We start from the raw sequence: 25,010 nt of genomic DNA on the forward strand, positions 1-25,010 counted from the left end.
GCTTTTTACTTTCTATTCCAAGGCCTCGCCATCGTGCGGGGCTTTTTCGTTTCTGGAGAACGGCGATGCAGAGTCATGACTTCGTTGAGGGTGTGTCCGGCTGGAGGATGACTAAGGGCAAGCTCGAGCTGTACGGCGGCCAGTCCCCGGTAATCTTGGGTAAGTTGGATGAGCCGGCGCCGAAGCCAGTCGAGGTGCAGCCTAAGCCCTTCATCGTGGTCGATGGCGTGCTCTACATCAGCGAAGCCGAAGTTGAGCGCGGAACCATCACCAATGCTCGAGTGGGTGCTGACTGGTCCGTCAAGATGGGATTGCTCAAGGGCCGGTATGTAGCGACCGGTATCGGCATCGAGTCGCAGCTATTCAAAGAACCGACCGAGATCGCTGATCAGGTGCGCGATGTCATCCGCGCCGAACTCCAGGCTGGCGGCTTGCTTCACCGCGGACGCTGATCCATTCCTTCACTCCCTATCCGGGAGGATATCGAGATGAACATGCCCGACAAACCAGACACTTGGCTGCTCGTTCTCGCATGGCTGACCCAGCACGCTCCAACGATCTACGCCGGAGGTCTTTCGTTCGTGGTCGGTGCGCTGCGGATCATCTACGGTGGTGGCACTCGGCGTCAGGCGCTGCTCGAAGCATCGCTCTGCACGTTGATCACCATTGGCCTGATCCCGTTGCTGGAGTACTTCGGTCTGCCTCAGAACTTCGCCACAGCCGCGGGTGTGTTTATTGGCTTCCTTGGCGTGAAGAAGATCGCGGACCTGGCTGACCGGTTTGCTGACTTCAAGCTGCCTCGGCGTGCTGACTGATGGCAAACAGTTCGCCCTGGCATCACCTTTATAAGACAAAGGAATGGTACCGGTTACGGTGGAAGCAGCTTCAGGATGAGCCGCTGTGCCGTCGCTGTGCGTCGCAAGGCCGAACAGTTGCCGCCGGCGTTGCTGACCACATTAAGCCCCATCGCGGCGACGTGACACTCTTCTTCGATGCGACCAACTTGCAGAGTCTCTGCAAGCTCTGCCACGACAGCGCCAAGCAGCGTGAGGAGAAATCCGGCGTGGTGGTCGGCTGCGACGTCAACGGGCTGCCAATTGATCCGAATCACCACTGGAACCGACGGAAATGAGAATTCATCCATCGATTTCGCCTCGATTCGGTGTGGCACGCCACAGCCCCTAGGGGGAGGGTCAAAAGTTCGGGAATCCACCACATAGGACCGCCCTCGACCCTCTTTACGCAAAAAACCAGAATTGGAGACTTTTTTTTGAAGGGTAGAACCCCGGTCCCCTCGACCCAAAAAAAGGTCACCGGCACCTCGCGCCCGGCCAGGGAAAACAAGCGCGAACCGCAGCTGCCAGTTGCGTCTTACCAAGCGCCGCCTTCGAGCATGACAACGGAAGGCAAGGCAGTTTGGAAAGTCTTCTGCCCGCTCGCCGCGTCGATGGGCGTGCTCACTGAAGCCGACCTTCAAACCCTCGAACGCCTGTGCGAAGTCGCCGCTGAAGTTCGTCGCCTCACCAAAGTGATTTCAGAAGAGGGCCATACCTATTCGACCGACGCCGGGCTGATCAAAGCGCATCCGGCTGTGGCGATGGCGGCTGACGCCGACCGCCGGCTGCTCTCTTACCTTACCCATTTCGGCATGACACCCGCCGCCCGATCCAAGGTCCAGGCCATTGGCGAACCTCCAAGCAAAGACCCGGAAGACGAGTTCTTCAATTGAGGTCAAGAAGGTTTCCTATGCGGTCGACCCAGTAACGGCCTGGGCTCAAGAAGTTTACTCCGGCAAAGTTTTGGCCGGTCCCGATATTCGAAACGCTTGCGGTCGCCATCTTCGTGATCTTGAAGACGGCCCGAAGCGCGGTCTGACTTGGGATCTGGAAAAGGCCAACCGCGCGATCCGTTACTTCAAGACGGTACTCAAGCTCAACGGCGGCGAGCATGAAGGGTTGCCCTTCGTTCTGCTGCCTTGGCAGGCCTTCATCGTTGGATCGATCTTTGGCTGGATGGCACCGGATGGCTTCCGCCGGTTCCGGACCGTGTATATCGAGTCGGGGAAAGGGTCAGGGAAGTCGCCGCTGGCGGCTGGTATCGGCCTGTACTGTATGACCTCGGACAACGAGCCGCGCGCTGAAGTCTATGCCGCTGCGACGAAGCGCGATCAGGCAATGATCCTATTCCGTGACGCGGTCGCAATGGTTGATCAGTCGCCTGCCCTGAAGAAGAAGATCAAGAAGTCCGGGCGTGATGAAAAGGTTTGGAACCTGGCCTATCTGGCCACCGGTTCGTTTTTCCGTCCGATCAGCTCCGACGATGGGCAGTCTGGCCCACGGCCGCACTGCGCGCTGATCGACGAAGTCCACGAACACAAGAACAACAAAACCGTCGAGTTCATGCGGGCGGGCACCAAGGGGCGACGCCAGGCCCTGATCTTGATGATCACCAACAGCGGACACGACCGAAACTCGGTTTGCTACAGCTACCACCAGCTCGGCGTGAACGTCTGCGAGGCCGGTGCCAAAGGCGTGACCAAGCGGCACCGCCACTTCAACGATGGTTTCTTTTCGTTCATCTGCTCCCTGGATAAAGGGGATGACCCGTTCAAGGATGAGAAGTGCTGGGGCAAAGCGAATCCATCGCTGGGACACACTTTCCAGCCGAAGTATCTGCGCGAGCAGGTCACCGATGCGAAGGGCATGCCGGCCAAGGCGAGTACTGTCCGGCGCCTGAATTTCTGCCAGTGGGTGGACGCGGCAAACCCTTGGGTCGATATCGACGTCTGGCTGTCGTGCTGCGCGAAGTTCGATCCCGAAAAACTGGCCGGTCAGGTCTGCTATGGAGGCCTCGACCTTTCAGGTAAGCGCGACCTCACAGCGCTAAACCTGTACTTCCCAGAGCAAGGTAAGTCTATCGCTGAGTTCTGGACGCCCAAGGACACGCTGCTTGATCGCGCCGCGATTGACGGCGTGCCGTATGACATCTGGCTTGAGGATGGACACATTCATGCGCCGCCCGGGAAGGCGATCAACTATGCCTTCGTCGCCAAGCGTCTGGGAGAGCTTGCAGCGAAGTACGAGATAAAGGCGCTGGCCTTTGACCCGTACCACATGACCTATCTCGAGGTGGAGCTCGAGGCCCAGGGTATTGAGTTGAACCTGGTGCCGCATGGCCAGGGCTTCCGACCGGCGCGCGAGTCGAATCTATGGATGACTCACTCCATTGACCTGGTGGAGGACTTGATCTTAACCGGCCAGATTCAGGTGCTGGCAAACCCATGCCTTACCTGGAACGTCGCGTCTGCGGTGATGGAGGCCGACGCCCAAGAAAACAGGATCTTTTCTAAGCGCAAAAAGACCGGCCGCATTGACGGGGCTGTCGCCATGGCCATGGCCGTGGGTGCAGCTAACGCCACAGAGAAAACGGCGGAGAGCCTTTCTGATCACATCTCTAAACACGGAATTCGAACCCTATGACCGATGAAACCAAGCCGCCGAAACTCGAGGCGCTGAAAGAGGCTTTGCCCGATCTCGTCGGTGTGCTTGGGCTGGCCTTGCTGACGCGAGGGCTCTGGGCTTGGATGGGGGAGCCATTGGCATTGAGCGTCTGTGGATCGTTGCTGATTGCCCTGTCCGTTGTCTCGATAGTGCGAGGTGGTCGCTGATGCTCCGTGCACTCTTAGGAAGAAAGTCGGGCGTTCAGGTCATCGATACGCCAGAGAAACTTGCTCAGGCGCTGGGTGCTGGGTATGAAACTAATGCCGGTCAGCGCGTGACCACCACCAGCGCCATGCAGCAATTGGTTGTCTTCAACTGTGTGCGGGTGCTGGCCGAATCAATGGGGATGCTTCCCTGCCGGCTATTGAAGCAGACAGGCAGGGTTCGATTGCCTGCTACGGCTCACCGGCTTTATCCGCTGATTACCATGGCCCCAAACAGCTACATGACGGCCCAAGAGTTCTGGGAAATGCTGGTCGCGTGCCTGTGTCTGCGTGGCAACTTCTACGCTTACAAGGTGATGGCGCTGGGAAACGTGGTCGAACTTCTTCCACTCAGCCCGGACATCGTCACGCCAAAACTCAAGGATGACTGGTCCGTTGAGTACAAGGTCAATTTCAAATCCGGCGAGAAAACGCTGACACAAGATGAGATCTGGCATGTCCGGCTGTTCACCCTGGACGGGCTCAACGGGTTGAATCCGATTGCTTATGCCCGTCAGGCGCTTGGCCTGGGCCAGGCGATGGATGCACATGCCGCGAAGCTATTTACCAACGGCGCCGTAACCAGCGGTGTTCTGCGTACCGAGCAGGCGCTTACCGACGAAGCATTCGGTCGGCTTAAGACGGAGTTCCAAGGCGAACACATGGGGGTGGCCAACGCCTATAAACCCATGATTCTGGAGATGGGACTCGACTGGAAGCCCATCAGCCTCAACGCCCAAGACACTCAGTTCATCGAATCGAAAAAGCTCACCGAGGCGCAGCTCTGCGGTTTGTTCCGTGTGCCGCCGCACCTGGTGGCCAGCATGGAAAAGATGACGCTCAACAACATCGAGCACATGGGCATGAGCTTCGTGAACTACTCGCTGGTTCCGATCATGACCCGCATTGAGCACCGCATTCAGGTCGGCCTGCTCAGCGAGAAAGACCGCCTGACCCACTACGCCAAATTCAACGCCGGCGCTTTGATGCGTGGCGATCTGAAAGGTCGGTATGAGTCTTATGGCAAGGGCATTCAGTGGGGAATCTTGAGCCCCAACGACTGCCGCGAACTTGAAGACGAGAACCCCCGTGACGGTGGCGACATCTACCTCACCCCTATGAACATGACCACCAACCCAGAGGCTGCCGGCGATGCAGACAAAACAGCGTCTTGACCTGCCGCTGACCATTAAATCGGTCAGTGACAGCGGCGAGTTCGAAGGCTATGGCTCCGTGTTCGGTGTCGAAGACAGCTACGGCGACGTGGTCATCCGCGGGGCATTTGCAGCCAGCCTGGCTAAATGGAAAGAGAAAGGTCGTCTGCCGGCGATGTTGTGGCAACACAACATGAGCGAGCCGATCGGTATCTACACCGAGATGCGCGAGGACGACGTCGGTTTGTACGTCAAAGGCCAGTTGCTGGTCGATGCCGATCCGCTCGCCAAGCGTGCCCACGGACACATGAAGGCCGGCAGCCTGACTGGTATGTCCATCGGCTACATGCTCGACGATTACGAATACGACAAGGAAAAGGGCATCTGGCTGCTGAAGGCCATCGACCTGTGGGAAGTCTCCCTGGTCACCTTCCCGGCCAACGATGAAGCCCGGATCACTGACGTGAAATCTCTGCTGGCCCGTGGCGAAACACCGCCGCCCAGCAAAGTGGAGCGAGCCCTTCGAGAGGTCGGGTTTTCTGGCTCCCAAGCCAAGGCCTTTATGGCCAAAGGCTACGGCGCAGTTTCACCGCGAGAGGCGGGTGCCGACGAAGCACTGCAATCCCTTAAGTCACTTTTGAATCGAATGTAAGGAGCCTCTCATGGCTGTTGAAAAGAAAGATATTGAAGATGTTGCCGAAGCCCTGGGCGCCAAGTTTGACGAGTTCAAGAAGTCGAACGATAAGCGTATCGACGGCCTGGAAGCCGAAAAAGGCAAGCTGTCCGGCCAGGTCGACACGCTCAACGAAAAACTTAGCGAGCTGGACGAACTGAAAAGCAACCTGGAGAAAGAGCTGCTGGCACTGAAGCGTCCGGACGGTACCGGTACCAAGGAAGCCAGCGAGCACAAGACCGCATTCATGCAGTTTGTGCGCAAGGGCATCGATGCGGGACTGGGCGATCTGCAAGCCAAGGCGCTGCAAATCGGTACTGAGGCCGATGGCGGCTACGCGGTACCGGAAGAGCTGGACCGCAGCATCATCGACCTGCTGAAGGACACTTCGCCGATGCGCCAGGTGTGCAACCAAATCACCGTCGGCTCCCAGGACTATAAGCGTCTGGTGAGTCTTGGTGGCGCAGGTTCTGGCTGGGTTGGCGAGACTGCTGCTCGCCCGCCGACCGGAACCCCGACTCTCGGTCAGATCTCGGCATTCATGGGGGAGATCTACTGCAACCCGCAGGCAACCCAGACCAGCCTGGACGATATGTTCTTCGATGCCGAGGGCTGGCTGAACACCGAAGCGGCGCGCGAGTTCACGGAGAAAGAGGGCAGCGCATTCACTTCCGGCGACGGTGTTAATAAGCCGAAAGGCTTCCTGGCCTACCCGATGCTGACCACTGCCGACGATGTTCGCGCATTCGGTACGCTGCAGAAGATCATCAGCGGCACTGCCGCCGGCTTCAATGGCGACAAACTGATCGATCTGATTCATGCATTGAAGGCGGGTTACCGTGCAAACGGCACCTTCATGATGGGCAACCTGACCGTGGCCTACACCCGCAAGCTGAAAGACAGCGAGGGTAACTACTTGTGGCGTCCAGGTCTGGAGGCTGGCGTTCCATCGACTCTGCTGGGCTATGGCATCACCGAGAACGAGGACATGCCGGATGTTGCGGCCGACGCTAATGCGATCGCCTTCGGTGATTTCAAACGGGCCTACACCATCGTGGACCGTATCGGTACCCGCGTGCTGCGCGACCCCTACACCAACAAGCCATACGTTGGCTTCTACACCACCAAGCGCGTCGGCGGCATGCTGGTCGACTCCCAGGCCGTGAAGGTTCTGACCCTCAGCGCTGCGTAATCGTGGCGGGCGTCTTCGGGCGCCCGGCCCGCAGGAGAGCAACATGCCAACAATCATTGTGACCAAGCCGTTCCCCTTTGCGGTAGACGGAAACGAAGTGATTCAAATCGAAGTCGGCGAGCAGGAGGTTTCTGATCGCTGCGCGCTGGTCGCCGTTGAGCACCTGGGATACGCCACCTTGCTCGATGACGAAGGCGGTACCGAAACTGATCCGCTCAAAATGACGGTGCCCAAGCTGAAGGAATGGCTTGCCGCCAAGGGTATCGACTTCGACGCCGGTGCCAATAAGGCAACTCTCCAGGCATTGGTACCTACCGGTGCTTGATCTGCCCATCGTCAAGGCTCACTTACGGGTCGACCATGACGATGAAGATGCGTTGATTGAGGGCTACACGGAGGCAGCCTTCAGCGCATTCGAGACCTGGACCAATCGCACGCTGATCGACCCGGGCGAAGCTTTGCCAGATCCAGTCGGCAACGCGCTGTTGATGACTAAAGCGATCAAGCAGGGGGCACTGTTGCTGATCGGTCACTGGTACAACAGTCGTGAAACTGTGGTGATCGGGACCATCACCTCGGAGTTGCCAATGGCAACCAATGCGCTCTGGAAACCTCATCGCTGGGTGAATGTATGAGAGCAGGCCCGATGAGTCACCGGTGCACACTGCTGAAGCCGGTTCGAGTCAAAAACCGAACCGGCGGTTTCGACGTGACTTGGTCGGAAATCGGCAAGCTTTGGGCGGAGATCACTTTGCCGACGGGCCGAATCGCACCTGTGGCAGAGCAGCTTACTGCTGTCGTAAGTGCTGAGATCCGAGTCCGACCTCGGCGGGATGTGGTAGCGGGCTGCCGCCTTGTGGAGATAGTCGGCGGCATCACCACCACTTACCTGATCGAAGCTCCATTGCTCGATAACGACCGAACAATGCTTCGGCTTCTGTGTTCAAACGTACCCAATCCATAGAGGTGAATCATGAAAGTCATTGCCTTGGGCGTCCTGTCCGGCGCCACTGGTGACCGGGAGAAGGGTGAAGAATTCACGGTAGACGTGAAGCTCGGCGCTGACCTGGTCCAGCGTGGCTTGGTGGAACCTGTCGCTGAGGTTGCACCAGCTTCCGACAAGCCTGCCAAGGTCAAGGAGTAACCCGTGGCCGCCCGTCGCTCGCGCATGTCTGGTGACTTCAAGTTGCGTCGGACCCTACGCAACATCCACGCAACGATGGATAACGAGCTTGTTCCAGCAATGCAGGAGTCGGCGGATCAGATCCTTGCAACCATGCGGCAACTGGTGCCGCGGGACACGGGGGCTGCCGCTTCCGCGCTGAAGGCGTTCGTGTCGAAAAGCGGCTTGGATGCGCAGATCGGCATTCGGGGCAAAAAGGACATGCGGCGTTTTTTCTATCTGCGGTTCCTCGAGTACGGCACCAAAGGCTACAGCGGCACGCTGTATCACCGGGCTGACGCAGATGCTGTGTCCGGACAACACACCACCAACCGTGACCGATCCAAGCTCAAGGGTAAAGATCGGCTCGGGCGGCGAGACACCAAGAACAAAAGCGACGGCACCACCTTTTTCGGCAAGTACCCGGATATCCCAGCGCGTCCGGCCCATCCCTGGTTGCGGCCGGCGATGGATGTAAACCGGGAGTTTGTCCTGGCCAACATCCGGGCGGCTGTTGCCAGGACATTAAGCAAAGCCAGTAAGGGGGCCGCTGATGGCTGATCCATCTGTTGCATTGCAGGAGGCGCTGTTCGCGCGGCTGGAGGCCGAGGTCTCGTGCCCGGTCTACGACGGTGCGCCAATGGATTCGCCCATGCCGTATGTCTCGTTTGATCGGGAGATATCCAACAACATCTCGCCCATCGCGGGGAGAAAGCGGCAGCAGCGCCTGATCTACCTATCGGTGTGGTCTGACGCTCACGGCCAAGTCGAGGTGAAGCGGATCCTCGGCGAAGTTGTCGCGGCTCTAGACGAGCGCCGGTTGCCGCTGACGATTGGGCGTGCCGTATCCGTCCGAGTTGAACAGGCCGACGCCCAGCGTGACGCTGACGGCGTCACGTACCAGGGATCGATCACGGTCCGCGTTATTACCACCCACTGAACCCAACCCCTGGCCGCCGAGCGGCTTTATCCAATGTGCCTTTGGAGGAACCCCCATGGCCGAAGACAACCTCAATACAGCCGCCGGCTGCCGAATTTCCATCGGTAGCAAGAACGGCGCCGACACCGAAGCGCTCTACAAGGCAGACACCTACGTCGAAATTGGCGAGGTCGAAGACCTTGGCGAGTTTGGCGACACCTTCAGTTCCGTGACCTTCACCTCGCTGCGTGATGGCCGAGTGCGCAAGTACAAGGGCACTGCCGATGCTGGCGACCTGACCCTGGCCGTCGGCCTCGACAACGGCGACCTGGGCCAAGCCAAACTGAAAGTCGCTCACAAGGACCGCAGCAAGGGCGACTACAACATCAAGATCACCCTGAACGACGGTGATCCTGATGCCACCCCGGCACTGTTGCCGACCACGTTCTACCTGCGCGGCAAGGTGATGAACAACACCGTCGCCGCCGGCGCCGCTGACAACGTGGTTCGTCGTAACGTCACGATCGGCATCAACTCCGACATCCTGGAGATCCTCCCGGCTGCCGCCGCCTAACCTGCGGGGCTTCGGCCCCGACTTACAAGGAATCGTCACATGAGCAAGACCCTGCTCGGTACCGTCGACATTACACTCGATGGTGAGACTTACACCCTCAAGCCTACCCTCGGCGCAGTGCGGGCGATTGAAGCCCACTTTGGTGGTTTGCGTGGTGCATCTCAGGCAATCAACGCCCTGAGCGTTGATGGTTGCGCTGTGATTATCGCCAGCGGTGCAGGCCTGGCCGGGAAAGCCTCCGAGGCAATCCCTGAGCAGGTTTGGCAGGAAGGCGTTCTGGAAGTGTCCGTTAAGCTCAATGCGTACCTGGTGGCGCTTTACAATCCCAAGGGCACTGACGCGGGAAAGCAGCAGCCGGCGAAGGCGTAAGTGCTGTCGAAGACGGCAGTTACGTTGACCGGCTTTACGCGGTGGCCACCGGGTGGCTCGGTTGGGCGCCTGAGGTGGCTTGGAGTACTCCACTCCCCGAATTGTTTCTGGCAGTGGATGCCCGGGTTGAATGGGCGCAGATGACCAATCCATTTGGTGGCAAACCAGCTGGGCAGAAGGAAAAGCCGAAACCTTCCACTGTCGCCGCCAAATTGCGTCAGGCTTTGACGGGCCGGCAAGAAAAGTAAGCTTTTGATATTCTGCGACAGTGCTGAATGGAGGCAGAGTTGATGCAAGTCTTAATTTTTCTGGCCCTGGTGGTGATCATCGTGCTCTTGGCACCATGGTTGTTGGGAGTATTTGCTGCAATTTTTGCAGTCTTGGGAGTGATTGTAATCCCGATTGCAATCTGCTTTGCCGTGGCTCTTGCCGTCGGAGTTTGGTGGTTAAATTATCAAGGCGATTTTGATCGGCAACAGAGACGGCTTGAAAAGCGGATAAAGAAAATCACCGATGATGCCAATAGGGCAAACGCAAAAAAGGATTAGTTTCTCAATCAAGATTCACTGAAACCCGCTTTGGCGGGTTTTTTGTTGCCCGGAGAAATGCATGGCAGATACAGACGTTCAGGGAATGCTGGTTCGCATCGAGGCGACCACCGCACAGCTGCGGCAGGAAATGGCACGCGCGGACTCCAGTGTCGCCCAGGCGTCTGGCAAGATCGATAAGAGTCTGGGGCGTGTTGATGAGGCTTTTGATCGTGCCGGCGAGAGTGCTCAAAGCGCCGCTGGGCTGATCAAGAGCGCTCTTGCTGCGGCCATTGGTACCGCGTCTATTAGTAAGATCATCGAGACGGCAGACTCCTACGGTCAAATGTCCGACCGAATCGGCATGGCCACCAGCAGCGTGGGCGAATATGACCAGGTGCAGCAGCGTCTGCTGGAAACTGCGAAGCGCACCTATCGCCCATTGAGTGAGGCGCAAGAGCTTTACATCCGGACCGCTGACAGCTTGAAGTCGATGGGCTACAACACCGACCAAGCACTGGATGTAATGGACAGTTTCGGCTTCCTGCTGGTGACCAACTCGGCTTCGGCCGATAAGGCCAGTGCCGCCATCGACGCCTATTCCAAAGCGCTGCAAACCGGGAAGGTCGAAGCTGATGGCTGGCAGTCGATTCTCGCGGCCATGCCGACCGTAGTCGATACCATTGCCAAATCAACTGGTAGGACAGCTGAAGAGATTCGTAGCCTTGGAGCCCAAGGCAAGCTTAGCCTGGACGTCCTGACTGAGGGCCTGCAAAAGTCAGCTGAGGCGAATGGAGTCTTGGCGGATAGCATGAGTGTGGCGGTACGCGATGCAGTGCAGAACCTCTCCAACGCGTTCACCGTGTACATCGGACAGCTGAACGAGGCAGTCGATTTCACTGGAGCGCTTGGAAGCAGCATTTCCGTTGTGGGCGACAATTTCTCAACTCTGGCCGATATCGCAATTTTCGCCGCCATCACCGCACTGACAAGGTACGGTGTGACATCGGCAAACTCTGCCGCTGTTGCAGCCTATTCAGCCTACAAAGACGTTGCGGCGCGTAAAGCTCAGGCAGTTTCTGTTCTTCTTGCAGCTCAGGCGGAACAGCAAAAAGCGCAAACAACGGTGTTCCTCGCTCAGAAAGAAGCGATCGCTGCACGCGGTACCGCCGTTCAAACGCAAATGTCTCTCCAGTTAGCGGAAGCCCGAATGGTGGAAGCTGGGGCGACCAGCGCTGTTTCGGCCGCCCAAGCAGGCCTGAGTCGCGTCAGCGGTGGGTTGGTTGGTCTTCTTGGTGGTCCGGTCGGTGTTGCCGCTCTCGCTATCGGCGCCGCTACCGCATTCATCACCCTGCGCGACAATACCAGTGTTCTGGAAAAGAAGCTTGGCGACCTTGGCGATCCAATCGACAAGTTGGTTGAGCGATTCAATAAGCTCAACCGAGCTACTCAGTCGGTCACGCTTCGTGAACTCAAAGCTTCGATTGAGGACGCGGAAAGTGAGCTTTCCACAGCCGCGGGCTCCATAGCGTTTGAATTTCAGAGCAGTCTTACAAACGCTGGCCTGGCTGGTGCATCAGGCTTCATGGGTGGTGTCGCTCCACTGCCGGCTGAGTTCCAGTCGGCGATGGACATTATCAAGAAGGCGTCGTCGGATCAGTCGGCCGGGATGGTTGTTGACTGGAAGGCTGTGGCCGACCAGGTTCGAGAAGTTCCTGGTGTCACCGCCGAAATGGCCAACGCTCTTGAAAAGAGTGGCGGGGCGGCCGCGGAGAAAGCTGAGGTTGTCGGGCGGCTCAAAACTGCGGTGGCTGAGCTCACTGGTGAGACAGATGCGAATACTCGCGCTGAACGTGAAAACGCAGCAGCTCGGGCCGGCGCTGCCGGGGTAGGTCAGAAGTACCTAGAGCAGTTACAGAAGCAATTGGGCGCTGCTCAGGACAAGACGGCTCTCGAGGCAGCAAACAGGTTTATTTCTGAAAATACGCTGCTTACCGAAGACATGATTGTCGCCATCCGTTCGGCGGCAGCCGCCAAGGATGCACAGAAGGCCGCTGATGATGCCGCCGCCAAGGCGTCAAAAAAGAATGCCAGCGAATCAGAGTCGGCTGCCAAGCAGCAACTGAAAGCTTTCGAGTCGACCGAGGAGAGTTACAGACGCCAGATCGATCTGATCAACACCAGCGGCGACAAGCAAAAAGACGCCACTGAGGTAATGAAGCTTTCCTTCGAGCTGCAGGAAGGAAAACTCGGGACGCTGAACGAAGCGCAGAAGAAAAAGCTCATAGGCATGGCCGCCGAGCTGGACGCACTGAACAAAATCAAAAAGGCCAATGAAGATGACCTGAAGCTGACGGCCTTCAAAAATGCCCAGGCCACAGGGACGCAAACTACCAAAGATGGCTTCGACCAGGAGCTGGCCGGCATCGGCATGGGCGACAAAGCCCGTGACCGTATGCGTGCAGACCTGGCCCTTCGGCAGAAGTACGCGGCAGACCTGGCCAGCCTAAACGAGCAGCGAAATACCGATCAGATCACGCCGGAGCTCTACGCCAGTGAGACCACGGTACTCAAGGAGGCACTGGCTGAACGTCTCATCGCTCAAGAGATGTTTTACCAGCAGGTCGACGAGTACCAATCGAACTGGATGAACGGGGTCAACGAAGCATGGGCCAACTACGCCGATGCCGCTCGGGACTATTCGCAGATCGCCGCCGACTTCACGTCGGGTGCACTGGATACTGCAACGGGCGACTTGGGCACGTTCTTCTCGGACGTGGCCAGCGGTGCGGAAGAAGCAGACGATGCCCTGGGCGACATGGTCGGCAACTTTGCCAAGTCGATGTTGAAGGCGTTGGGCGACATGGCCGCGCAATGGCTGATTTATCAGGGCGTACAGATGCTGGTTGGTAAGTCCACCCAGGCAACTGCGGCGGGGACGCTCGGCGCCAATGCGGCGGCGATGTCTTTGCAGGCCGGACTGAACGCCTATGCCTCCACCGCAGCGATTCCAATCATTGGCCCGGCGGCCGCGCCTGCTGCAATGGCCACGGCGTTGAGCGTCACGGGTCCACTCGCCTCGGCGGTTGGCATGACGGCCATGTCTGGTGTTGGCTTTATGGAGGGTGGCTACACCGGTAATGGGCGACGTGACGAAGTTGCCGGTCCGGTCCACCGTGGCGAGTACGTGTTCAACTCGGAGGCTACGGCGCGGATTGGCGTTGGAACCCTGGAGGCAATGGCCAACGGCAAGGCGGCGATGATCAGGCCGTCTGGCAGCACCGGTGGGGATTCTTCCTCCAACGGGCAGGCCCCCATCATCTTCAACGCTCCGGTGACCGTGCAGGCACAGCCAGGCATGAGCGAGCAACAAGCGCAAATGCAGGGCGAATCAATCAGTGCCGGCCTTGAGTCGCGGTTCGGTCAGTTTCTCGATCGGGAGATGCGTCAAGGTGGAAGACTCTGGAGGCGTAACTGATGGCCGAAGTATTCATTTACGACGTTCAGCTTGGGGCTGATGGGGATGTCTCACAGTCGACTTGGGAAAACGATTTCGGCGATGGTTACACCCAGGCCGGCGGCATTGGCATCAACACCAAGCGCCAGGTCTGGAACCTCACGCACACCGGCGCATTGGAGGAGGGTGATGAGTTGCCGCTGGTGCAGGCGTTCATTGATCGTCACGAGGGTTACAAGTCATTCCTCTGGACACCACCGGGTGGCGTGCAAGGCCGGTACCGCTGTAACGGGTACAAGTCGCGTCCACAAGGCGGCACGGTCTATACGCTGACCTTTGTCTTCAAGCAGGTCTACACCCCCTGATCCACCATTCAATCGAGCCCCGCCAAGTGCGGGGTTCTCTATTTCTGGAGGCTCATGAATTACAGCACTGACATACAGAAGCTCGAGCCGGGCAACCAGATTCGGCTGTTCGAGCTCGATGCCACTCGCCTGGGGGCAAACCTCTGGCGCTTTCATGGACACGCCCAGGAGGGCGACATCATCTGGCAAGGGCAGGTTTATTCGCCGCTCCAAATCACGGCCAAAGGTTTCGATATTCGCGGGGATGGCCGACCGGCATCGCCGACGTTGCAGGTCGCCAACGAGTTGGGTGGCGTTCCCGGCGCTATCACCGCGCTGTGTTTGCAGTTCCGTGATTTGGCCGGCGCCAAGGTGCGGGTCATCGAAACGTTTCGGCACTTTCTGGACGCGGCGAACTTCCCCGAGGGAAATCCTACCGCCAGTGATCAGAGCAAGATCAACCTCTGGTACATCGAGCAGAAGACCGAAGAAAGTCGCGCCTCGGTGGTGTTTTCGCTGTCGAGCCCCACAGACATGGAGGGCCAGCAGCTGCCTTCGCAACAGATCACCAAGCTCTGCCGGTGGGCTTGTCGCGGCGGGTATCGGGGAGAGGCCTGCGCGTACACCGGCACCGCCATGTTCGACAAAAAGAATCAGCCCACCGACAACCCTGCGCTCGATCGCTGCGGCGGCTGGTGGAGCAGCTGCAAGCTGCGCGGCAACACTCGCCGGTTCGGTGGGTCAATGGGCGCGAGCCTGATCGCAAGCTCGAGGTAATCCATGCGTATCAACAAACAATTGCAGGACGCGATTCGTGCCCACGCGGCTCAGGCCTATCCGGCTGAAGCCTGCGGTCTGCTGATTAACACCGCCAATGGCCGTGAATATGTGCCGTGTGCCAACTTGGCGAAAACTGACCGGGAAAACTTCCAGATTTGCGAGCGGGACCAGGCAGCTGCCGAGGATCGCGGCGACGTGCTGGCGATCATTCACAGCCACCCGGACAAGGCCCCGACACCAAGCATGGCCGACCGGGTCAGTTGCGAGCTGCATGAGTTGCCGTGGGGCATTGTCGGGTGGCCGGGTGGCGAGTTTGAATGGTTCAAGCCATCGGGGTTCCAGGCGCCGCTACTGGGCCGGGACTTCTCCCATGGTCTTCTAGATTGCTGGGCCGCTTGCCGGGATTGGTATGCCCGGGAAGCCGGGCTTCAGTTACCGAACTTTGAGCGACAGGACCTGTGGTGGGAGGACGAGTCAGGGCCGAGCCTGTACGAAGACAACTTCAAAGCCACCGGTTTCTATCAGGTGGAAACGGCGCGGCGCGGCGACATGCTGGTGCTGCAGATCCCGACCCCGGGCAGAAACTGCTTTCACCCCAACCATGCGGCGATCTACTTGGGCGATGAGCCTGCTTTGGTCAGTGAGCCCGCGGCCACCCTGGGCGGCGCTGGCCCATTCATTTACCACCACATGCCCGGGCGTCTCGCCAGTCGTGAAGTCTACGGCTGGTCGCAGGCCAACCGGGTGAAGTTGATTCTTCGGCACAAGGACTACCGACCATGAAGCGCACCATAAAACTGGGTGGTGTGCTGGGGAAGCGCTTCGGTCGCCAGTATGTGCTGGATATCCACGGCGTGCGCGATGCGATGAGCGCGCTGTGCAACCTGAAGCCAGGCTTCGAGCAGTTTCTGCGCCAAGCGGAGGAGCGCGGCCTTGTCTTCGCTGTGTTCGTCGATGATCGAAACATCGCCGAAGCGGAGCTCGATCTGAAGGATGCCGGAGGCGGCGATATCCGCATCATGCCGATCATTCAGGGCAGCAAACAGGCGGGCATGTTTCAAACCCTGCTCGGTGTGGCACTGATCGTGGGGGGAATGTTCACCGGTGGCACGAGCTCAATGCTGGGCACTGCCTTGCTCGCCGGTGGTGCCGCTATGGGGCTGGGTGGCGTAGTGCAAATGCTGTCGCCCACCACGAAGTCCAACACCAGTGAGAAGAACGAAGACGGCAACAACCCCAGCTACGGCTTCGGCGGAGCAGTCACGACCATTGCCCAGGGCAACCCGTACCCGCTGCTTTATGGCGAACGGGAGATCGGCGGGGCGATTGAGTCCGGCGGAATCTACACGCAAGACAACATATAACCACCCGCTCCGGCGGGTTTTTGCATTCTGGAGAGGCGAATGAGCGCAGCAAAGAAGGCGCCGCGAACTGCACCGAGAAAACGCCGCGCCGTCGCCGGCAGCAAGGGCGGACAGGCCAAGCAGAAGCAGCCGAGCATTGCATCCAACAGTGTTCCGTCTATTGCAACGGCCCGCATTGTTTACCTCTGGAGCTGGGGGCCGATCGTTGGCCTGGTGAATGGTCTTCGTTCGCTCAAGCTCGACGGTACTCCGGTGCAGGCTGAGGACGGAACGCTCAACTTCCCTGGCGTGAAATGGCAGTTCCGTTCCGGAGAGCTGAACCAGTCGCGCCTCGAAGGGATATCGGAAGCGAGCAATGAAATCTCCGTGAATCAGGAGTTGGTCAGCACCACGCCGTGGCTGCACACCATCAACAATTCCCTGATCGATGCCGTTCGCATTCGCTTCGCGTGGCCACAACTGCAAAGCCAGGATGCCAGCGGCAACATCAATGGTGTCCGGATCGAATACTCCGTTGAGATATCGACCGACGCCGGACCGTACGTGCAAGTCCTCAGTTCTTTCGTCGACCGCAAGAACGTCACGAAGTACGAGCGCTCTCATCGGGTCGAACTCCCCGCCGGCAGTCGCTGGACAATCCGAGTTCGGCGCCTGACGCCCGAGGCGAACAGCTCGCTGATTCAAGACGGGATGCTGGTTGAGGCCATCGCCGAGGTGGTCGACAGTGATCAGGAGTACCCACTGACCGCTGTAGGCTGCCTTGAGTACGACGCCCAGCAGTTCGGCGGTGACATCGCCAAGGTCGCGGCACTGATGCGCGGGCGCATCGTGCGGGTGCCCGCCAACTATGACGCCGCGACCAGGACTTACCGCACCAGTGGCGCTGGTACAAGCGGAGGCGTTTGGGACGGAACCTTTCAGGAGGCCTACACCAACAACCCGGCCTGGGTGTTTTACGACCTGGTGTTGCATCCGTACTACGGTCTTGGCGAACGCATCGACGCGACCATGATTGATCGGTGGTCGCTATACCGCATCGGGCAGTATTGCGACCAAATGGTACCGGACGGCAAGGGCGGGCAAGAGCCACGATTCACCTGCAACCTGTACTTTCAGAAACAAGCCGAGGCCTACGCGGTATTGCAGGATTTGGCCTCGATTTTCCACGGCATGGCCTACTGGGATGGCAGCCAGATTGTCGTCAACGCCGATATGCCGGGCGATCCGGTCTACACCTACAGCCCGTCGCAGATCCTCAACAACGGTGAGATCAAGTACGAGGGCACCCGGGCGCGCGACCGACACACCCTGGCGATGGTCGCTTGGGATAATCCGGATCAAGGTTTCGAGACTGACAAGGAGCCAGTCTTTGATGACGACGCCATGGGCGAACTGGGCATGGTGCGCGAGCTCGCGGTCGACGCCATTGGCTGTACGTCGCTGGGCCAAGGACAGCGAGCCGGCCAATGGGCGCTGTTGACCGAGCAGTTGCAAACACGGGGCGCCACCATGCGTGTGGGGCTTGATGGACAAATCCCCAAGCCCGGCCAAGTGATTGCCATCGCCGACCCGGCGCTGGCTGGGCGTGCGAATGGCGGGCGTATTTCGGCAGTTGCCGGCCGAGTCATAACCCTGGATCGCGATACTCCAGTGCCAGCCGGTGCGAGGCTCTTCGTCAACTTGCCCAGCGGCAAGTCAGAAGCCCGCGTGGTGAAGTCGGCAGTCGGTCGGGCGCTGACCGTTATGGCGGATTACAGCGAAGTACCACAGGCTGAATGTGGGTGGGCGATCGATTACGACGACCTGAAGCTGATGCAGTTCTACGTCCGCAACGTGACGCGTCCGGAGTGGCATCAGTTTCAGTTCGAAATGATTCAACATGAGCCGAGCAAGTTCGACGCGATCGATTTCGGCGCGGTCGTTGATACGCGGCCAATTACGGGCATCCCGGTCGGAACGCAGGCCGCACCGGCTCGCGTGCTGCTCAGCCAGCATGTCGTCGTCGAGCAGGGTATTGCCGTCACGAACATGACCATTGCTTGGGATTCTGCGCCAGGTGCTGTCGCGTATGACGTCGAATGGCGCTGGGGTGCCCGAGAGTGGGTCAAGGTTCCTCGCACCGGTGAATTGGCGGTGGATGTGCGAGGCATTTACTCCGGCCAGTATCTGGCCCGGGTTCGTGCAGTCAGTGCGTTGAATGTGTCTTCTATTCCGACCAACTCGGTACTCACCGACCTGATGGGGAAAACCGGGTTGCCACCGGCGGTGTCGTTCCTGACGGCCACCTCGCTGCTGTTTGGTATCGGCCTGAAGTGGGGGTTCCCCGCTGGCGCCGAGGACACCCAGCACACGGAGATCTGGTACGGGCCGGCCAACAACCTGGAAGTTGCAACCAAGCTGGCCGATCTCGCTTACCCGCAAAGCGACTACGCCATGCAAAGTCTGCTGGCTGGCGCGACCTTCTTCTTCTGGGCGCGCCTGGTCGACCGGACCGGCAACATCGGCCCGTTCTATCCCGTGGTAAACGGCGTGATGGGGCAGGCCAGCTCCGATGCTGCGCCCGTCCTGGACGTACTGGTCGGCAAACTCACCGAGACGGAGCTTGGTGAGCATCTGTTGGGCCGCATCGAATTGATCGATGGCACTGGCCCGGGCTCCGTGAATGAGCGCCTGGATCAGGCCAAGGAAGAGCTGACCGCATTGATTGATCAGGTCACCGACGCCTTGGCGTATGACCCGAGCAAAACCTACGTCGCCGGTGAGATCGTCCGGCAGGGCCAGCATCTGTACCAAGCCATCAGCGCGGTACCGGTGGATGCCGCGCCACCGAATGTCACCTACTGGACGGATGTCGGAACCCTGCTGCAGTCCGCCAATGCACTGGCGGAACAGGTCGCCTTCAACAGCACCAAGATCACCGAGGTGGACGGCAAGGTCACGGCTTCGGCGGCGGCCTTACAGTCGCTGCGTGCGGCGTACCGCGTTGACGACGGCTCGGCATCGTTGGCTGGTGTCCTCAATGACTGGGGAAGCGCCGCATCATTTGCGCAACAGGTGAAGGTTCAGGCAGCTGACAACTTGGCGCAGGTCGAACGCACCACCGCACTTGATGCGGCAGTGAGCGAGAACAGGGCGGGGATTCGGTCGCTGGAAACCGTGGTCGTGACGGACAAGTTTGCCACTTCCGCGCGCCTTGATCAGCTCACTAGTGGCGTAGCCGGCAACACGGCGGCGCTCGGCGTCGAGTCTGAAACGCGGGCGGCGGCCGACGCGGCGCAAACCCAGCGTATCGATACCAACGAAGCCAAGGTCGAGCAGAACACCGCCAAAATCCAAGAGGTGCAGACGTCGCAAGTCAACACCGACGAGGCGCTGGCTGGAGTGAAAAACACCGTTCAGGCGGTGTACGGCATGGGCCGGGACGACACAGCCAACGGTGATTTGGCGGGGGTGATTCAGGCGTGCCAGAGCACCGCGCTCTTCGCGCAGAAAACCCGCGCCTTGGCGTCGGCGGATCTGGCCCAAGTCGAACGTTCGGAGCAACTGCAGGCTTCGATCAGTGGCAATACCGCTGCCGTGCAAACCGTATCGCAGGCGCAGGCAGCACTTGACGGGAAGCTGTCGACGATCTGGTCGGTGAAGATGGAAACCACCGCCGGCGGACAGAAGTACGCCGCTTCCTTCGGGCTCGGTTTGCAGGTCGATCCCTCTGGCGTGTCATCGCAGTTTGTGGTCAGGGCAGACACTTTCATGCTGCTGAACCTGGCGAACGGAACCCCCGTTTCACCATTCGCGGTGTCGGGTGGGCAGACGTTTATTCGTGATGCGTTCATTCAGGACGGCAGCATTACGAACGCCAAGATCGGCGAGTACATCGCCTCAACAAATTATGTGTTTGGAGTGTCGGGTTGGGCCATCAACAAGAATGGCGGGTTTGAAATGAATGGGGCCAACGGTAGTGGAAGGATGCAACTTACCAGTACGTCCTTGAAGTTCTATCACGCCAATGGGGTATTGGGCATCGACTTGAGCTTATAACTATGACAGGGATCACACTCAAAAACGCGGCCAATCAAGTATTGGTTGATATGACCATGTTTATTAGCCAAACACAGGGCTCAGTCGATACGGGGGCTGCGGGTGGAAGTGTTGCCATTCCAGCTCCTCCGACTGGTAAAACACAGTATTTCGTTGTTGTGCCACTCGTTAACATGGGGACCACTGGTAAGTTACCGGGGGTCACCCTTTCTAGTGGCATCCTGTCGTGGGCGTACCTATACCCGACAAACGGGTGGGGGTTCTTCTCTGCTAACGCACGAATCTACTATGGGTATTATTGATGCCGCAGTTAGTCGTTAAGAAGGCAGACGGTAGCCTGCTTTTTGATACCAACAACATCACGTATGGACTGGTTAAAAGCGGATACATTACGTATCAACAGGCCTGGACCCGCCGCCTTTTAAAATCGGCACAACTAGATCCATCAGACGGGGCCAACTGGACGGCATCAACCGTTCAGTCCTCGTTGAATTTTGCGGATGGCTTGTGGGGGTTTACTGTAACCAACGCAAAATCCCCAATCGTATTTATCACGGGTTCAGGTACTCTAAACGGCTCATCTGTATCCGGTGGTTCGATTACATACTTTTACTCAAATGCAAGTGCGAGTACAAAGTTCTACTGTTTCGATTTGATGTCTGACAACGTTGCCGGTGGGCCTTACCTGAAGACGTATAATTCATCGGGCGTGCTCACATTCAACTCTCTACAACCACCGTTGAATGTCGCTGGATCATACCAAGCGCCTGCTCCGGGTAGTTTAGACAATAACGGTAGGTACACCACATGTTACGCAGGTGGTGCAAATAGAGTTCGACAAGCTCAGGATACTAGTACTGGTATCTACAAAGTTGGTCAAGTTGACTCGTATATTGATATCCCTCTCGCGGCCGGAGTTGAATACGCCGTCTACTTACCGTGGTCACGCGGGGGTGGGGTTGGTGATTTCCTATCAGGCGGCACTTCTTTTTTCAAGGTTTACAGCGTCTTGGAAGGTGCTTACGGCAGGCTAGGTGGAATCTCTTTCATGATGGGAGCTTCTGCCGCAACCACCGAGTCAACACCAAACAACTTTGGGTGGAGCCTACCGGTATCTTTTTTCAACATCGCAACAGACCGCTATCCGGTAGCGCTTTACATCACCACCGCCAACCTCCCATTCCCCTTCGGATAAGGAACAACTATGCCCTGGTACAGAACAGGATCAGTGACTGTTACAAATGGATCAACGGCCGTTACCGGCATTGGCACGGATTTCGCCGCCAATGCCAGGGTGGGGGATGCCTTCATCGGCCCCAATGGCGCGCTGCATGAAGTGACCAACATCGCCAGCGCAACGGTGTTGGCGATTTATCCGCCTTATGCGGGCGTCACGGCAGGTGGTGCCGGCTATACGGTGGCCCCGATTCAAGGCTACGTGAAACAACTCGCCGATCAGGCGCAGGCCATTCTGCAGCAATGGGGTACGACGCTCGCAGGGCTCGGCTCGGTTTCGACCGAGAACATCGTGCCGGTGGCCAAGGGCGGGACTGGCGGGACGACACAAGCGACGGCGCGTAACGGCCTGGGGCTGGGCAGTGCTTCTACGCTCGTCGCAGGATCTGCTACCGGAAACGTGATGCTTGTCGATGATTTGAAGTCCCCGAATGCGAGCACCATTAACGTGTATGGGAATTCTTTCAAAACGTGGTCGGCCTCGACGACTGGAGCGCCTGAGGCTTCCACCCAAGGCACCATGATCAATGCGGGCTATGACAGCCCTTCATACGGATCGCAGATCCTTATGTCTTTTTCTGGGCGGATGTATTTCCGATCTGGAACGTACTCGACCGCTTTAATGCGCGAGGTTTACCACACTGGCAACACCACCCGTGCCGCTGACGGCACCCTGAAGGCGATTTGACCATGGCAAGAGCAGCAATCAATGTCCTCGGCGCTACGGGCGCGACCTACGACTTCGTAACCAATGGGGCAGGTCTCGTTACGTCGTCGCGCGAATCTGTTGGCGTGTACCGCATTACCGGATGCCTGGGTATGGTTCCATTCCCGCCGCTAGACGATGGATGGGGTTACACGATCAACCAGGTGGACGGCCGTGCCGATGTGGAAACGGACTTCGCTGACGGCGTGCTGACGGTGACGGTCACGAAGGATGGTCAACCGTATGACCTGAAGCACATGATCACCTTGCACATCCTGGTGCCGGAAGCGCCGGCTATGGAAACGCCGCCTCCGACACCGGAGGAAGTGGTCACTGACGCCTGATCATGACTTGCACATCGATGACCGCCCTTGAGCGGTGTTTTTTGCCTGAAGAAAAGTGATGCCGATCACCCAGCAGCAGCTGCTTCCAATTCCATCGAACTACAGCCCCGTGTAAGCATTTCCCGGTGACCTGGTAAACGTTCCTGATGGACCGGTAATTTTCCCTCCGCCGCTGCCCGATGAACTGACCGCTGTTGTCCCCGAGGTGCTGGCATGAATATCGACTGGTCCCAACTGATCACCAAGGCCATGAAGGCCGCCCTCGCACAGGCCGCCCAACTGGCCGAAGCCAAGGCAGAACTCTCCAGTAGAAACCTGAAAGCAGTGAAATTAAGTTCCTGTACTTATCACGGGTATATTTTCTTTCATTTGGTCCGGCATTGCTGAATACATTTCCGGGAACATAAAAATCGTACAGCTAATAAAGTTTCCACCCTTAAAATCGCAATTGTCGAAAACAGTCACATTTATTACCTTTGCATTTTTGCTAAGTAGGACTATTTGTCCGCCTTTAAGATTTACGTCCTTTAAATAGCAGCCATGCAAAAAAATATTGCCAGTTCCTATGATGTTGCAATCTGTAAAGCGCTTGTTCTTGTGAGGTATATAAAATGGACTAAAAAAATCTACGGTACTTATGGATTTTTTGTTGAATTCATTCTCCAGTGGGTTGGCGTTTGCGCTTTCCGTAATAGATCTGGCGTGAGAGAGGATTAGTCTTTTTTTTGCAAGCGATAGAAACATGGAATACGCGAAAAGGCTTAGGAAGGCGCCTAAAAAAAATAATGCGGAATAGATAATCGGTCCGCTCTCGTTCAGCCACGGAGTAAGTTTGGCTAAGCCTACTTGAATGGATCCGCCAAAGAAAAAAATAGCAATAGGGATTAACTTGCCAGCGAGCCATTCCAAAGACCGTGCGTATCCTACTGCTTTGGTGAACCTATCCATAATTAGTGCTTCCTGTAATGAATGCCTGAGTTTAGGTAAGACTCTTTGAATACCAGCAATATAGCCATAACTACATCCCGCCAGCGAGCGGGATTTTTTTTGCCTGGAGAAAAGTGATGACCGTATCCGAGAGAGACCGCGACATCCTCGCCCGCACATTGTGGGGCGAGGCCCGTGGCGAATCCCTGGCCGGCCGGATCGCCGTGGCCTGGACCATCCGCAACCGCGTGAACGACGGCAAGGACAAGTCGTGGTGGGGGGAGGGCTATGCCGGCGTGTGCCAGAAGCCCTACCAGTTCAGTTGCTGGAACAAGAGCGACCCGAACTTTGCCTATCTGAGCGGCGCCAAGCAGATTCCGTTCCGTGAGCTCGCACAGGTGCGGATTGCCGCTGACCAGGTGATCGATGGAAAGGTTCCGGATCCTACCGGCGGTGCCACCCATTACTACGCGATCGCCATGAAGACGCCTCCGTCCTGGTCGGAGAAGGCAAAGCAGACCCTCAAGCTGGGCGGGCACGTCTTCTTCAAGGATGTGCCATGAACCAGTCCTCGCTGAAGCTGGCGCTGGCTGGCGTGTTGTTACTGGTGCTGGCCGCAGTGGGCGGCACCTGGAGGATTCAGGACTGGCGCTACGGCAAGCAACTGGCCGAGCAGGCCGGGCTGCATCAGGACGACCTCGCCGCTATCAGCAGCGCGGCCGCTACCCAGATTCGCGCCGATCAGGACAAGCGCCTGGCGCTCGAGCAGCGACTGTCGGTCAGCGACCAAACACATCATGAGGCTTTGACCAATGCACAAAAAGACCAGGCTCGCTTGCGCGATCGCCTTGCCACTTCTGATCTGCGGCTGTCAGTCCTCCTCGATGCGAGTTCAGCCGGTGGCTGCTCAGTGTCTGCGGCCTCCGGCGCCGGCGGCGTGGTTCATGGAGGAACGCGCGCCCGACTTGACCCAGCGCATGCTCAACGAATTGTCGCCATCACCGACGCTGGCGACCAAGGACTGATCGCATTGGCCGCGTGCCAAGCCTACGTGCGGGAAGTATCTCGCTGATGAGGGAAGGCGCTGTCGAACGGTTTCTCACCGGAGAGTATGCGGATTTTGGTCGTCAGCTCGGCGATATGCTTGTCCTTGGCCATCAACGCCCAGTTGCTCTGGGTTTCGGTGTCTGTCGCCCGCCTGTTGGCATTTGCCGCTTCGGCCTTGGCATCGGCCAATAGAGAGCGAAGCCTATCGCGCTCACCTGCCGCTTCGGCGTGCATCTCGACCAGCTTGAAGATGTTCTGCCGGGCCTGACGTAGCTGCAGGGTCAGTTCCTCGACTTCGTTCTCGACCATCCGGAGCTGATGCCGGCAGGTTTCGAGCGGCGTCGGGCAGCCCAGCCAGTCGCTGGTGTCTTCGATTTCGTAGTGGTCCACAGTCAGGCCTTATTGATACTGTTTTTATATACAGTAATCGAGGCGTGCAGATTGGGCGAGAGTGGGATGACGAGTTGCATTTTTTTGGGATGACGAACGGTCGG

General features: G+C 58.1%; 31 protein-coding genes. 29 read left to right on the top strand and 2 right to left on the bottom strand.

What is annotated here, in order from left to right; translation table 11 throughout:
• The first annotated feature begins 65 nt into the window (after window positions 1-65).
• The 27 genes from AC3WJW_RS11475 to AC3WJW_RS11605 all read left to right on the top strand — a co-directional run bounded on the left by AC3WJW_RS11475 (window position 66) and on the right by AC3WJW_RS11605 (window position 22,542).
• Window positions 66-452: a hypothetical protein gene (locus tag AC3WJW_RS11475; protein WP_493726068.1), complete on the top strand. Its 387-nt coding sequence runs from the start codon at window positions 66-68 to the stop codon at window positions 450-452.
• 36 nt (window positions 453-488) lie between these two features.
• On the top strand, window positions 489-815 hold the full coding sequence (locus AC3WJW_RS11480) for a phage holin, lambda family (RefSeq protein ID WP_493726069.1): 327 nt from the start codon (window positions 489-491) through the stop codon (window positions 813-815).
• Window positions 815-1,132 carry an HNH endonuclease gene (locus tag AC3WJW_RS11485; RefSeq protein WP_493726070.1) on the top strand — a complete coding sequence of 106 codons (318 nt, stop codon included), beginning with the start codon at window positions 815-817 and terminating at the stop codon, window positions 1,130-1,132. Before AC3WJW_RS11480 ends, AC3WJW_RS11485 begins: the two co-directional genes overlap by 1 nt.
• A gap of 138 nt (window positions 1,133-1,270) precedes the next feature.
• Window positions 1,271-1,729, top strand: a complete 459-nt coding sequence (locus tag AC3WJW_RS11490; RefSeq protein ID WP_493726071.1) for a phage terminase small subunit P27 family — start codon at window positions 1,271-1,273, stop codon at window positions 1,727-1,729.
• Window positions 1,683-3,479, top strand: coding sequence for a terminase large subunit (locus AC3WJW_RS11495; protein ID WP_493726072.1), 1,797 nt, complete (start codon window positions 1,683-1,685; stop codon window positions 3,477-3,479). Before AC3WJW_RS11490 ends, AC3WJW_RS11495 begins: the two co-directional genes overlap by 47 nt.
• Entirely contained in the window at window positions 3,476-3,667 is a 192-nt protein-coding gene (locus tag AC3WJW_RS11500) for a hypothetical protein (protein ID WP_493726073.1), read from the top strand. The genes AC3WJW_RS11495 and AC3WJW_RS11500 overlap by 4 nt, the downstream gene beginning before the upstream one ends.
• A complete protein-coding gene (locus AC3WJW_RS11505) occupies window positions 3,667-4,878 on the top strand; it encodes a phage portal protein (RefSeq protein ID WP_493726074.1) in 1,212 nt (403 codons plus the stop codon). The genes AC3WJW_RS11500 and AC3WJW_RS11505 overlap by 1 nt, the downstream gene beginning before the upstream one ends.
• Complete coding sequence (locus tag AC3WJW_RS11510) at window positions 4,856-5,509, top strand: HK97 family phage prohead protease (RefSeq protein ID WP_493726075.1); 654 nt, start codon at window positions 4,856-4,858, stop codon at window positions 5,507-5,509. The genes AC3WJW_RS11505 and AC3WJW_RS11510 overlap by 23 nt, the downstream gene beginning before the upstream one ends.
• Window positions 5,510-5,519: 10 nt before the next feature.
• Entirely contained in the window at window positions 5,520-6,722 is a 1,203-nt protein-coding gene (locus AC3WJW_RS11515; RefSeq protein ID WP_493726076.1) for a phage major capsid protein, read from the top strand.
• 43 nt (window positions 6,723-6,765) lie between these two features.
• Window positions 6,766-7,047, top strand: coding sequence for a HeH/LEM domain-containing protein (locus AC3WJW_RS11520; protein ID WP_493726077.1), 282 nt, complete (start codon window positions 6,766-6,768; stop codon window positions 7,045-7,047).
• Window positions 7,040-7,357: a head-tail connector protein gene (locus tag AC3WJW_RS11525; protein ID WP_493726078.1), complete on the top strand. Its 318-nt coding sequence runs from the start codon at window positions 7,040-7,042 to the stop codon at window positions 7,355-7,357. Before AC3WJW_RS11520 ends, AC3WJW_RS11525 begins: the two co-directional genes overlap by 8 nt.
• An 11-nt stretch (window positions 7,358-7,368) precedes the next feature.
• Complete coding sequence (locus AC3WJW_RS11530; protein ID WP_493726079.1) at window positions 7,369-7,686, top strand: head-tail adaptor protein; 318 nt, start codon at window positions 7,369-7,371, stop codon at window positions 7,684-7,686.
• A 9-nt stretch (window positions 7,687-7,695) separates the two neighbouring features.
• Window positions 7,696-7,866, top strand: a complete 171-nt coding sequence (locus AC3WJW_RS11535; protein ID WP_493726080.1) for a hypothetical protein — start codon at window positions 7,696-7,698, stop codon at window positions 7,864-7,866.
• 24 nt (window positions 7,867-7,890) lie between these two features.
• Window positions 7,891-8,445 (top strand): HK97-gp10 family putative phage morphogenesis protein, encoded by a 555-nt coding sequence (locus AC3WJW_RS11540; RefSeq protein WP_493726263.1) that lies wholly within the window; start codon window positions 7,891-7,893, stop codon window positions 8,443-8,445.
• Window positions 8,438-8,824 (top strand): DUF3168 domain-containing protein, encoded by a 387-nt coding sequence (locus AC3WJW_RS11545; RefSeq protein WP_493726081.1) that lies wholly within the window; start codon window positions 8,438-8,440, stop codon window positions 8,822-8,824. The genes AC3WJW_RS11540 and AC3WJW_RS11545 overlap by 8 nt, the downstream gene beginning before the upstream one ends.
• A 55-nt stretch (window positions 8,825-8,879) precedes the next feature.
• Window positions 8,880-9,377 (top strand): hypothetical protein, encoded by a 498-nt coding sequence (locus AC3WJW_RS11550; RefSeq protein ID WP_347911380.1) that lies wholly within the window; start codon window positions 8,880-8,882, stop codon window positions 9,375-9,377.
• Between the two features lie 39 nt (window positions 9,378-9,416).
• Window positions 9,417-9,746, top strand: coding sequence for a hypothetical protein (locus tag AC3WJW_RS11555; RefSeq protein WP_493726082.1), 330 nt, complete (start codon window positions 9,417-9,419; stop codon window positions 9,744-9,746).
• Window positions 9,747-10,036: 290 nt separating this feature from the next.
• Window positions 10,037-10,294, top strand: a complete 258-nt coding sequence (locus AC3WJW_RS11560) for a hypothetical protein (protein WP_493726083.1) — start codon at window positions 10,037-10,039, stop codon at window positions 10,292-10,294.
• Between the two features lie 61 nt (window positions 10,295-10,355).
• The gene (locus AC3WJW_RS11565; protein WP_493726084.1) at window positions 10,356-13,751 is read left to right on the top strand and encodes a tape measure protein; all 3,396 of its coding nucleotides are present in this window, start codon (window positions 10,356-10,358) and stop codon (window positions 13,749-13,751) included.
• Window positions 13,751-14,095 carry a phage tail protein gene (locus AC3WJW_RS11570; RefSeq protein ID WP_493726085.1) on the top strand — a complete coding sequence of 115 codons (345 nt, stop codon included), beginning with the start codon at window positions 13,751-13,753 and terminating at the stop codon, window positions 14,093-14,095. Before AC3WJW_RS11565 ends, AC3WJW_RS11570 begins: the two co-directional genes overlap by 1 nt.
• 54 nt (window positions 14,096-14,149) lie before the next feature.
• Window positions 14,150-14,851, top strand: a complete 702-nt coding sequence (locus AC3WJW_RS11575; RefSeq protein ID WP_493726086.1) for a phage minor tail protein L — start codon at window positions 14,150-14,152, stop codon at window positions 14,849-14,851.
• 3 nt (window positions 14,852-14,854) lie between these two features.
• A complete protein-coding gene (locus AC3WJW_RS11580; protein ID WP_493726087.1) occupies window positions 14,855-15,637 on the top strand; it encodes a C40 family peptidase in 783 nt (260 codons plus the stop codon).
• Window positions 15,634-16,218 carry a tail assembly protein gene (locus AC3WJW_RS11585; protein WP_493726088.1) on the top strand — a complete coding sequence of 195 codons (585 nt, stop codon included), beginning with the start codon at window positions 15,634-15,636 and terminating at the stop codon, window positions 16,216-16,218. Before AC3WJW_RS11580 ends, AC3WJW_RS11585 begins: the two co-directional genes overlap by 4 nt.
• Window positions 16,219-16,257: 39 nt before the next feature.
• On the top strand, window positions 16,258-20,256 hold the full coding sequence (locus tag AC3WJW_RS11590; RefSeq protein ID WP_493726089.1) for a TipJ family phage tail tip protein: 3,999 nt from the start codon (window positions 16,258-16,260) through the stop codon (window positions 20,254-20,256).
• 301 nt (window positions 20,257-20,557) lie between these two features.
• Complete coding sequence (locus AC3WJW_RS11595) at window positions 20,558-21,451, top strand: hypothetical protein (RefSeq protein WP_493726090.1); 894 nt, start codon at window positions 20,558-20,560, stop codon at window positions 21,449-21,451.
• Between the two features lie 9 nt (window positions 21,452-21,460).
• Window positions 21,461-22,180, top strand: coding sequence for a hypothetical protein (locus tag AC3WJW_RS11600; RefSeq protein WP_493726091.1), 720 nt, complete (start codon window positions 21,461-21,463; stop codon window positions 22,178-22,180).
• Window positions 22,181-22,182: 2 nt separating this feature from the next.
• The gene (locus AC3WJW_RS11605; RefSeq protein ID WP_493726092.1) at window positions 22,183-22,542 is read left to right on the top strand and encodes a phage tail protein; all 360 of its coding nucleotides are present in this window, start codon (window positions 22,183-22,185) and stop codon (window positions 22,540-22,542) included.
• A gap of 330 nt (window positions 22,543-22,872) precedes the next feature.
• Here the strand turns inward: AC3WJW_RS11605 and AC3WJW_RS11610 are convergent, their stop codons facing one another.
• Window positions 22,873-23,490 (bottom strand): hypothetical protein, encoded by a 618-nt coding sequence (locus AC3WJW_RS11610; protein WP_493726093.1) that lies wholly within the window; start codon window positions 23,488-23,490, stop codon window positions 22,873-22,875.
• Window positions 23,491-23,606: 116 nt separating this feature from the next.
• Here AC3WJW_RS11610 and AC3WJW_RS11615 point away from each other — a divergent pair, with 116 nt between their 5' ends.
• Window positions 23,607-24,032: a cell wall hydrolase gene (locus tag AC3WJW_RS11615; RefSeq protein ID WP_493726094.1), complete on the top strand. Its 426-nt coding sequence runs from the start codon at window positions 23,607-23,609 to the stop codon at window positions 24,030-24,032.
• On the top strand, window positions 24,029-24,541 hold the full coding sequence (locus AC3WJW_RS11620; protein ID WP_493726095.1) for a lysis system spanin subunit: 513 nt from the start codon (window positions 24,029-24,031) through the stop codon (window positions 24,539-24,541). Before AC3WJW_RS11615 ends, AC3WJW_RS11620 begins: the two co-directional genes overlap by 4 nt.
• Here AC3WJW_RS11620 and AC3WJW_RS11625 read toward each other — a convergent pair.
• Window positions 24,517-24,906, bottom strand: a complete 390-nt coding sequence (locus AC3WJW_RS11625; protein WP_493726096.1) for a hypothetical protein — start codon at window positions 24,904-24,906, stop codon at window positions 24,517-24,519. The two genes, AC3WJW_RS11620 and AC3WJW_RS11625, sit on opposite strands and share 25 nt — an antisense overlap.
• Window positions 24,907-25,010: the final 104 nt, after the last annotated feature.

Source organism: Pseudomonas sp. GW821-FHT07G06 (genome assembly GCF_058986625.1).

Bases quoted from the DNA above. Each gene is read 5' to 3' on its own strand.
- AC3WJW_RS11475 (WP_493726068.1), top strand. From the start codon at position 66: ATGCAGAGTCATGACTTCGTTGAGGGTGTGTCCGGCTGGAGGATGACT.
- AC3WJW_RS11480 (WP_493726069.1), top strand. From the start codon at position 489: ATGAACATGCCCGACAAACCAGACACTTGGCTGCTCGTTCTCGCATGG.
- AC3WJW_RS11485 (WP_493726070.1), top strand. From the start codon at position 815: ATGGCAAACAGTTCGCCCTGGCATCACCTTTATAAGACAAAGGAATGG.
- AC3WJW_RS11500 (WP_493726073.1), top strand. From the start codon at position 3,476: ATGACCGATGAAACCAAGCCGCCGAAACTCGAGGCGCTGAAAGAGGCT.
- AC3WJW_RS11505 (WP_493726074.1), top strand. From the start codon at position 3,667: ATGCTCCGTGCACTCTTAGGAAGAAAGTCGGGCGTTCAGGTCATCGAT.
- AC3WJW_RS11510 (WP_493726075.1), top strand. From the start codon at position 4,856: ATGCAGACAAAACAGCGTCTTGACCTGCCGCTGACCATTAAATCGGTC.
- AC3WJW_RS11515 (WP_493726076.1), top strand. From the start codon at position 5,520: ATGGCTGTTGAAAAGAAAGATATTGAAGATGTTGCCGAAGCCCTGGGC.
- AC3WJW_RS11520 (WP_493726077.1), top strand. From the start codon at position 6,766: ATGCCAACAATCATTGTGACCAAGCCGTTCCCCTTTGCGGTAGACGGA.
- AC3WJW_RS11530 (WP_493726079.1), top strand. From the start codon at position 7,369: ATGAGTCACCGGTGCACACTGCTGAAGCCGGTTCGAGTCAAAAACCGA.
- AC3WJW_RS11535 (WP_493726080.1), top strand. From the start codon at position 7,696: ATGAAAGTCATTGCCTTGGGCGTCCTGTCCGGCGCCACTGGTGACCGG.
- AC3WJW_RS11540 (WP_493726263.1), top strand. From the start codon at position 7,891: ATGTCTGGTGACTTCAAGTTGCGTCGGACCCTACGCAACATCCACGCA.
- AC3WJW_RS11545 (WP_493726081.1), top strand. From the start codon at position 8,438: ATGGCTGATCCATCTGTTGCATTGCAGGAGGCGCTGTTCGCGCGGCTG.
- AC3WJW_RS11550 (WP_347911380.1), top strand. From the start codon at position 8,880: ATGGCCGAAGACAACCTCAATACAGCCGCCGGCTGCCGAATTTCCATC.
- AC3WJW_RS11555 (WP_493726082.1), top strand. From the start codon at position 9,417: ATGAGCAAGACCCTGCTCGGTACCGTCGACATTACACTCGATGGTGAG.
- AC3WJW_RS11560 (WP_493726083.1), top strand. From the start codon at position 10,037: ATGCAAGTCTTAATTTTTCTGGCCCTGGTGGTGATCATCGTGCTCTTG.
- AC3WJW_RS11565 (WP_493726084.1), top strand. From the start codon at position 10,356: ATGGCAGATACAGACGTTCAGGGAATGCTGGTTCGCATCGAGGCGACC.
- AC3WJW_RS11570 (WP_493726085.1), top strand. From the start codon at position 13,751: ATGGCCGAAGTATTCATTTACGACGTTCAGCTTGGGGCTGATGGGGAT.
- AC3WJW_RS11575 (WP_493726086.1), top strand. From the start codon at position 14,150: ATGAATTACAGCACTGACATACAGAAGCTCGAGCCGGGCAACCAGATT.
- AC3WJW_RS11580 (WP_493726087.1), top strand. From the start codon at position 14,855: ATGCGTATCAACAAACAATTGCAGGACGCGATTCGTGCCCACGCGGCT.
- AC3WJW_RS11585 (WP_493726088.1), top strand. From the start codon at position 15,634: ATGAAGCGCACCATAAAACTGGGTGGTGTGCTGGGGAAGCGCTTCGGT.
- AC3WJW_RS11590 (WP_493726089.1), top strand. From the start codon at position 16,258: ATGAGCGCAGCAAAGAAGGCGCCGCGAACTGCACCGAGAAAACGCCGC.
- AC3WJW_RS11595 (WP_493726090.1), top strand. From the start codon at position 20,558: ATGCCGCAGTTAGTCGTTAAGAAGGCAGACGGTAGCCTGCTTTTTGAT.
- AC3WJW_RS11600 (WP_493726091.1), top strand. From the start codon at position 21,461: ATGCCCTGGTACAGAACAGGATCAGTGACTGTTACAAATGGATCAACG.
- AC3WJW_RS11605 (WP_493726092.1), top strand. From the start codon at position 22,183: ATGGCAAGAGCAGCAATCAATGTCCTCGGCGCTACGGGCGCGACCTAC.
- AC3WJW_RS11610 (WP_493726093.1), bottom strand. From the start codon at position 23,490: ATGGATAGGTTCACCAAAGCAGTAGGATACGCACGGTCTTTGGAATGG.
- AC3WJW_RS11615 (WP_493726094.1), top strand. From the start codon at position 23,607: ATGACCGTATCCGAGAGAGACCGCGACATCCTCGCCCGCACATTGTGG.
- AC3WJW_RS11620 (WP_493726095.1), top strand. From the start codon at position 24,029: ATGAACCAGTCCTCGCTGAAGCTGGCGCTGGCTGGCGTGTTGTTACTG.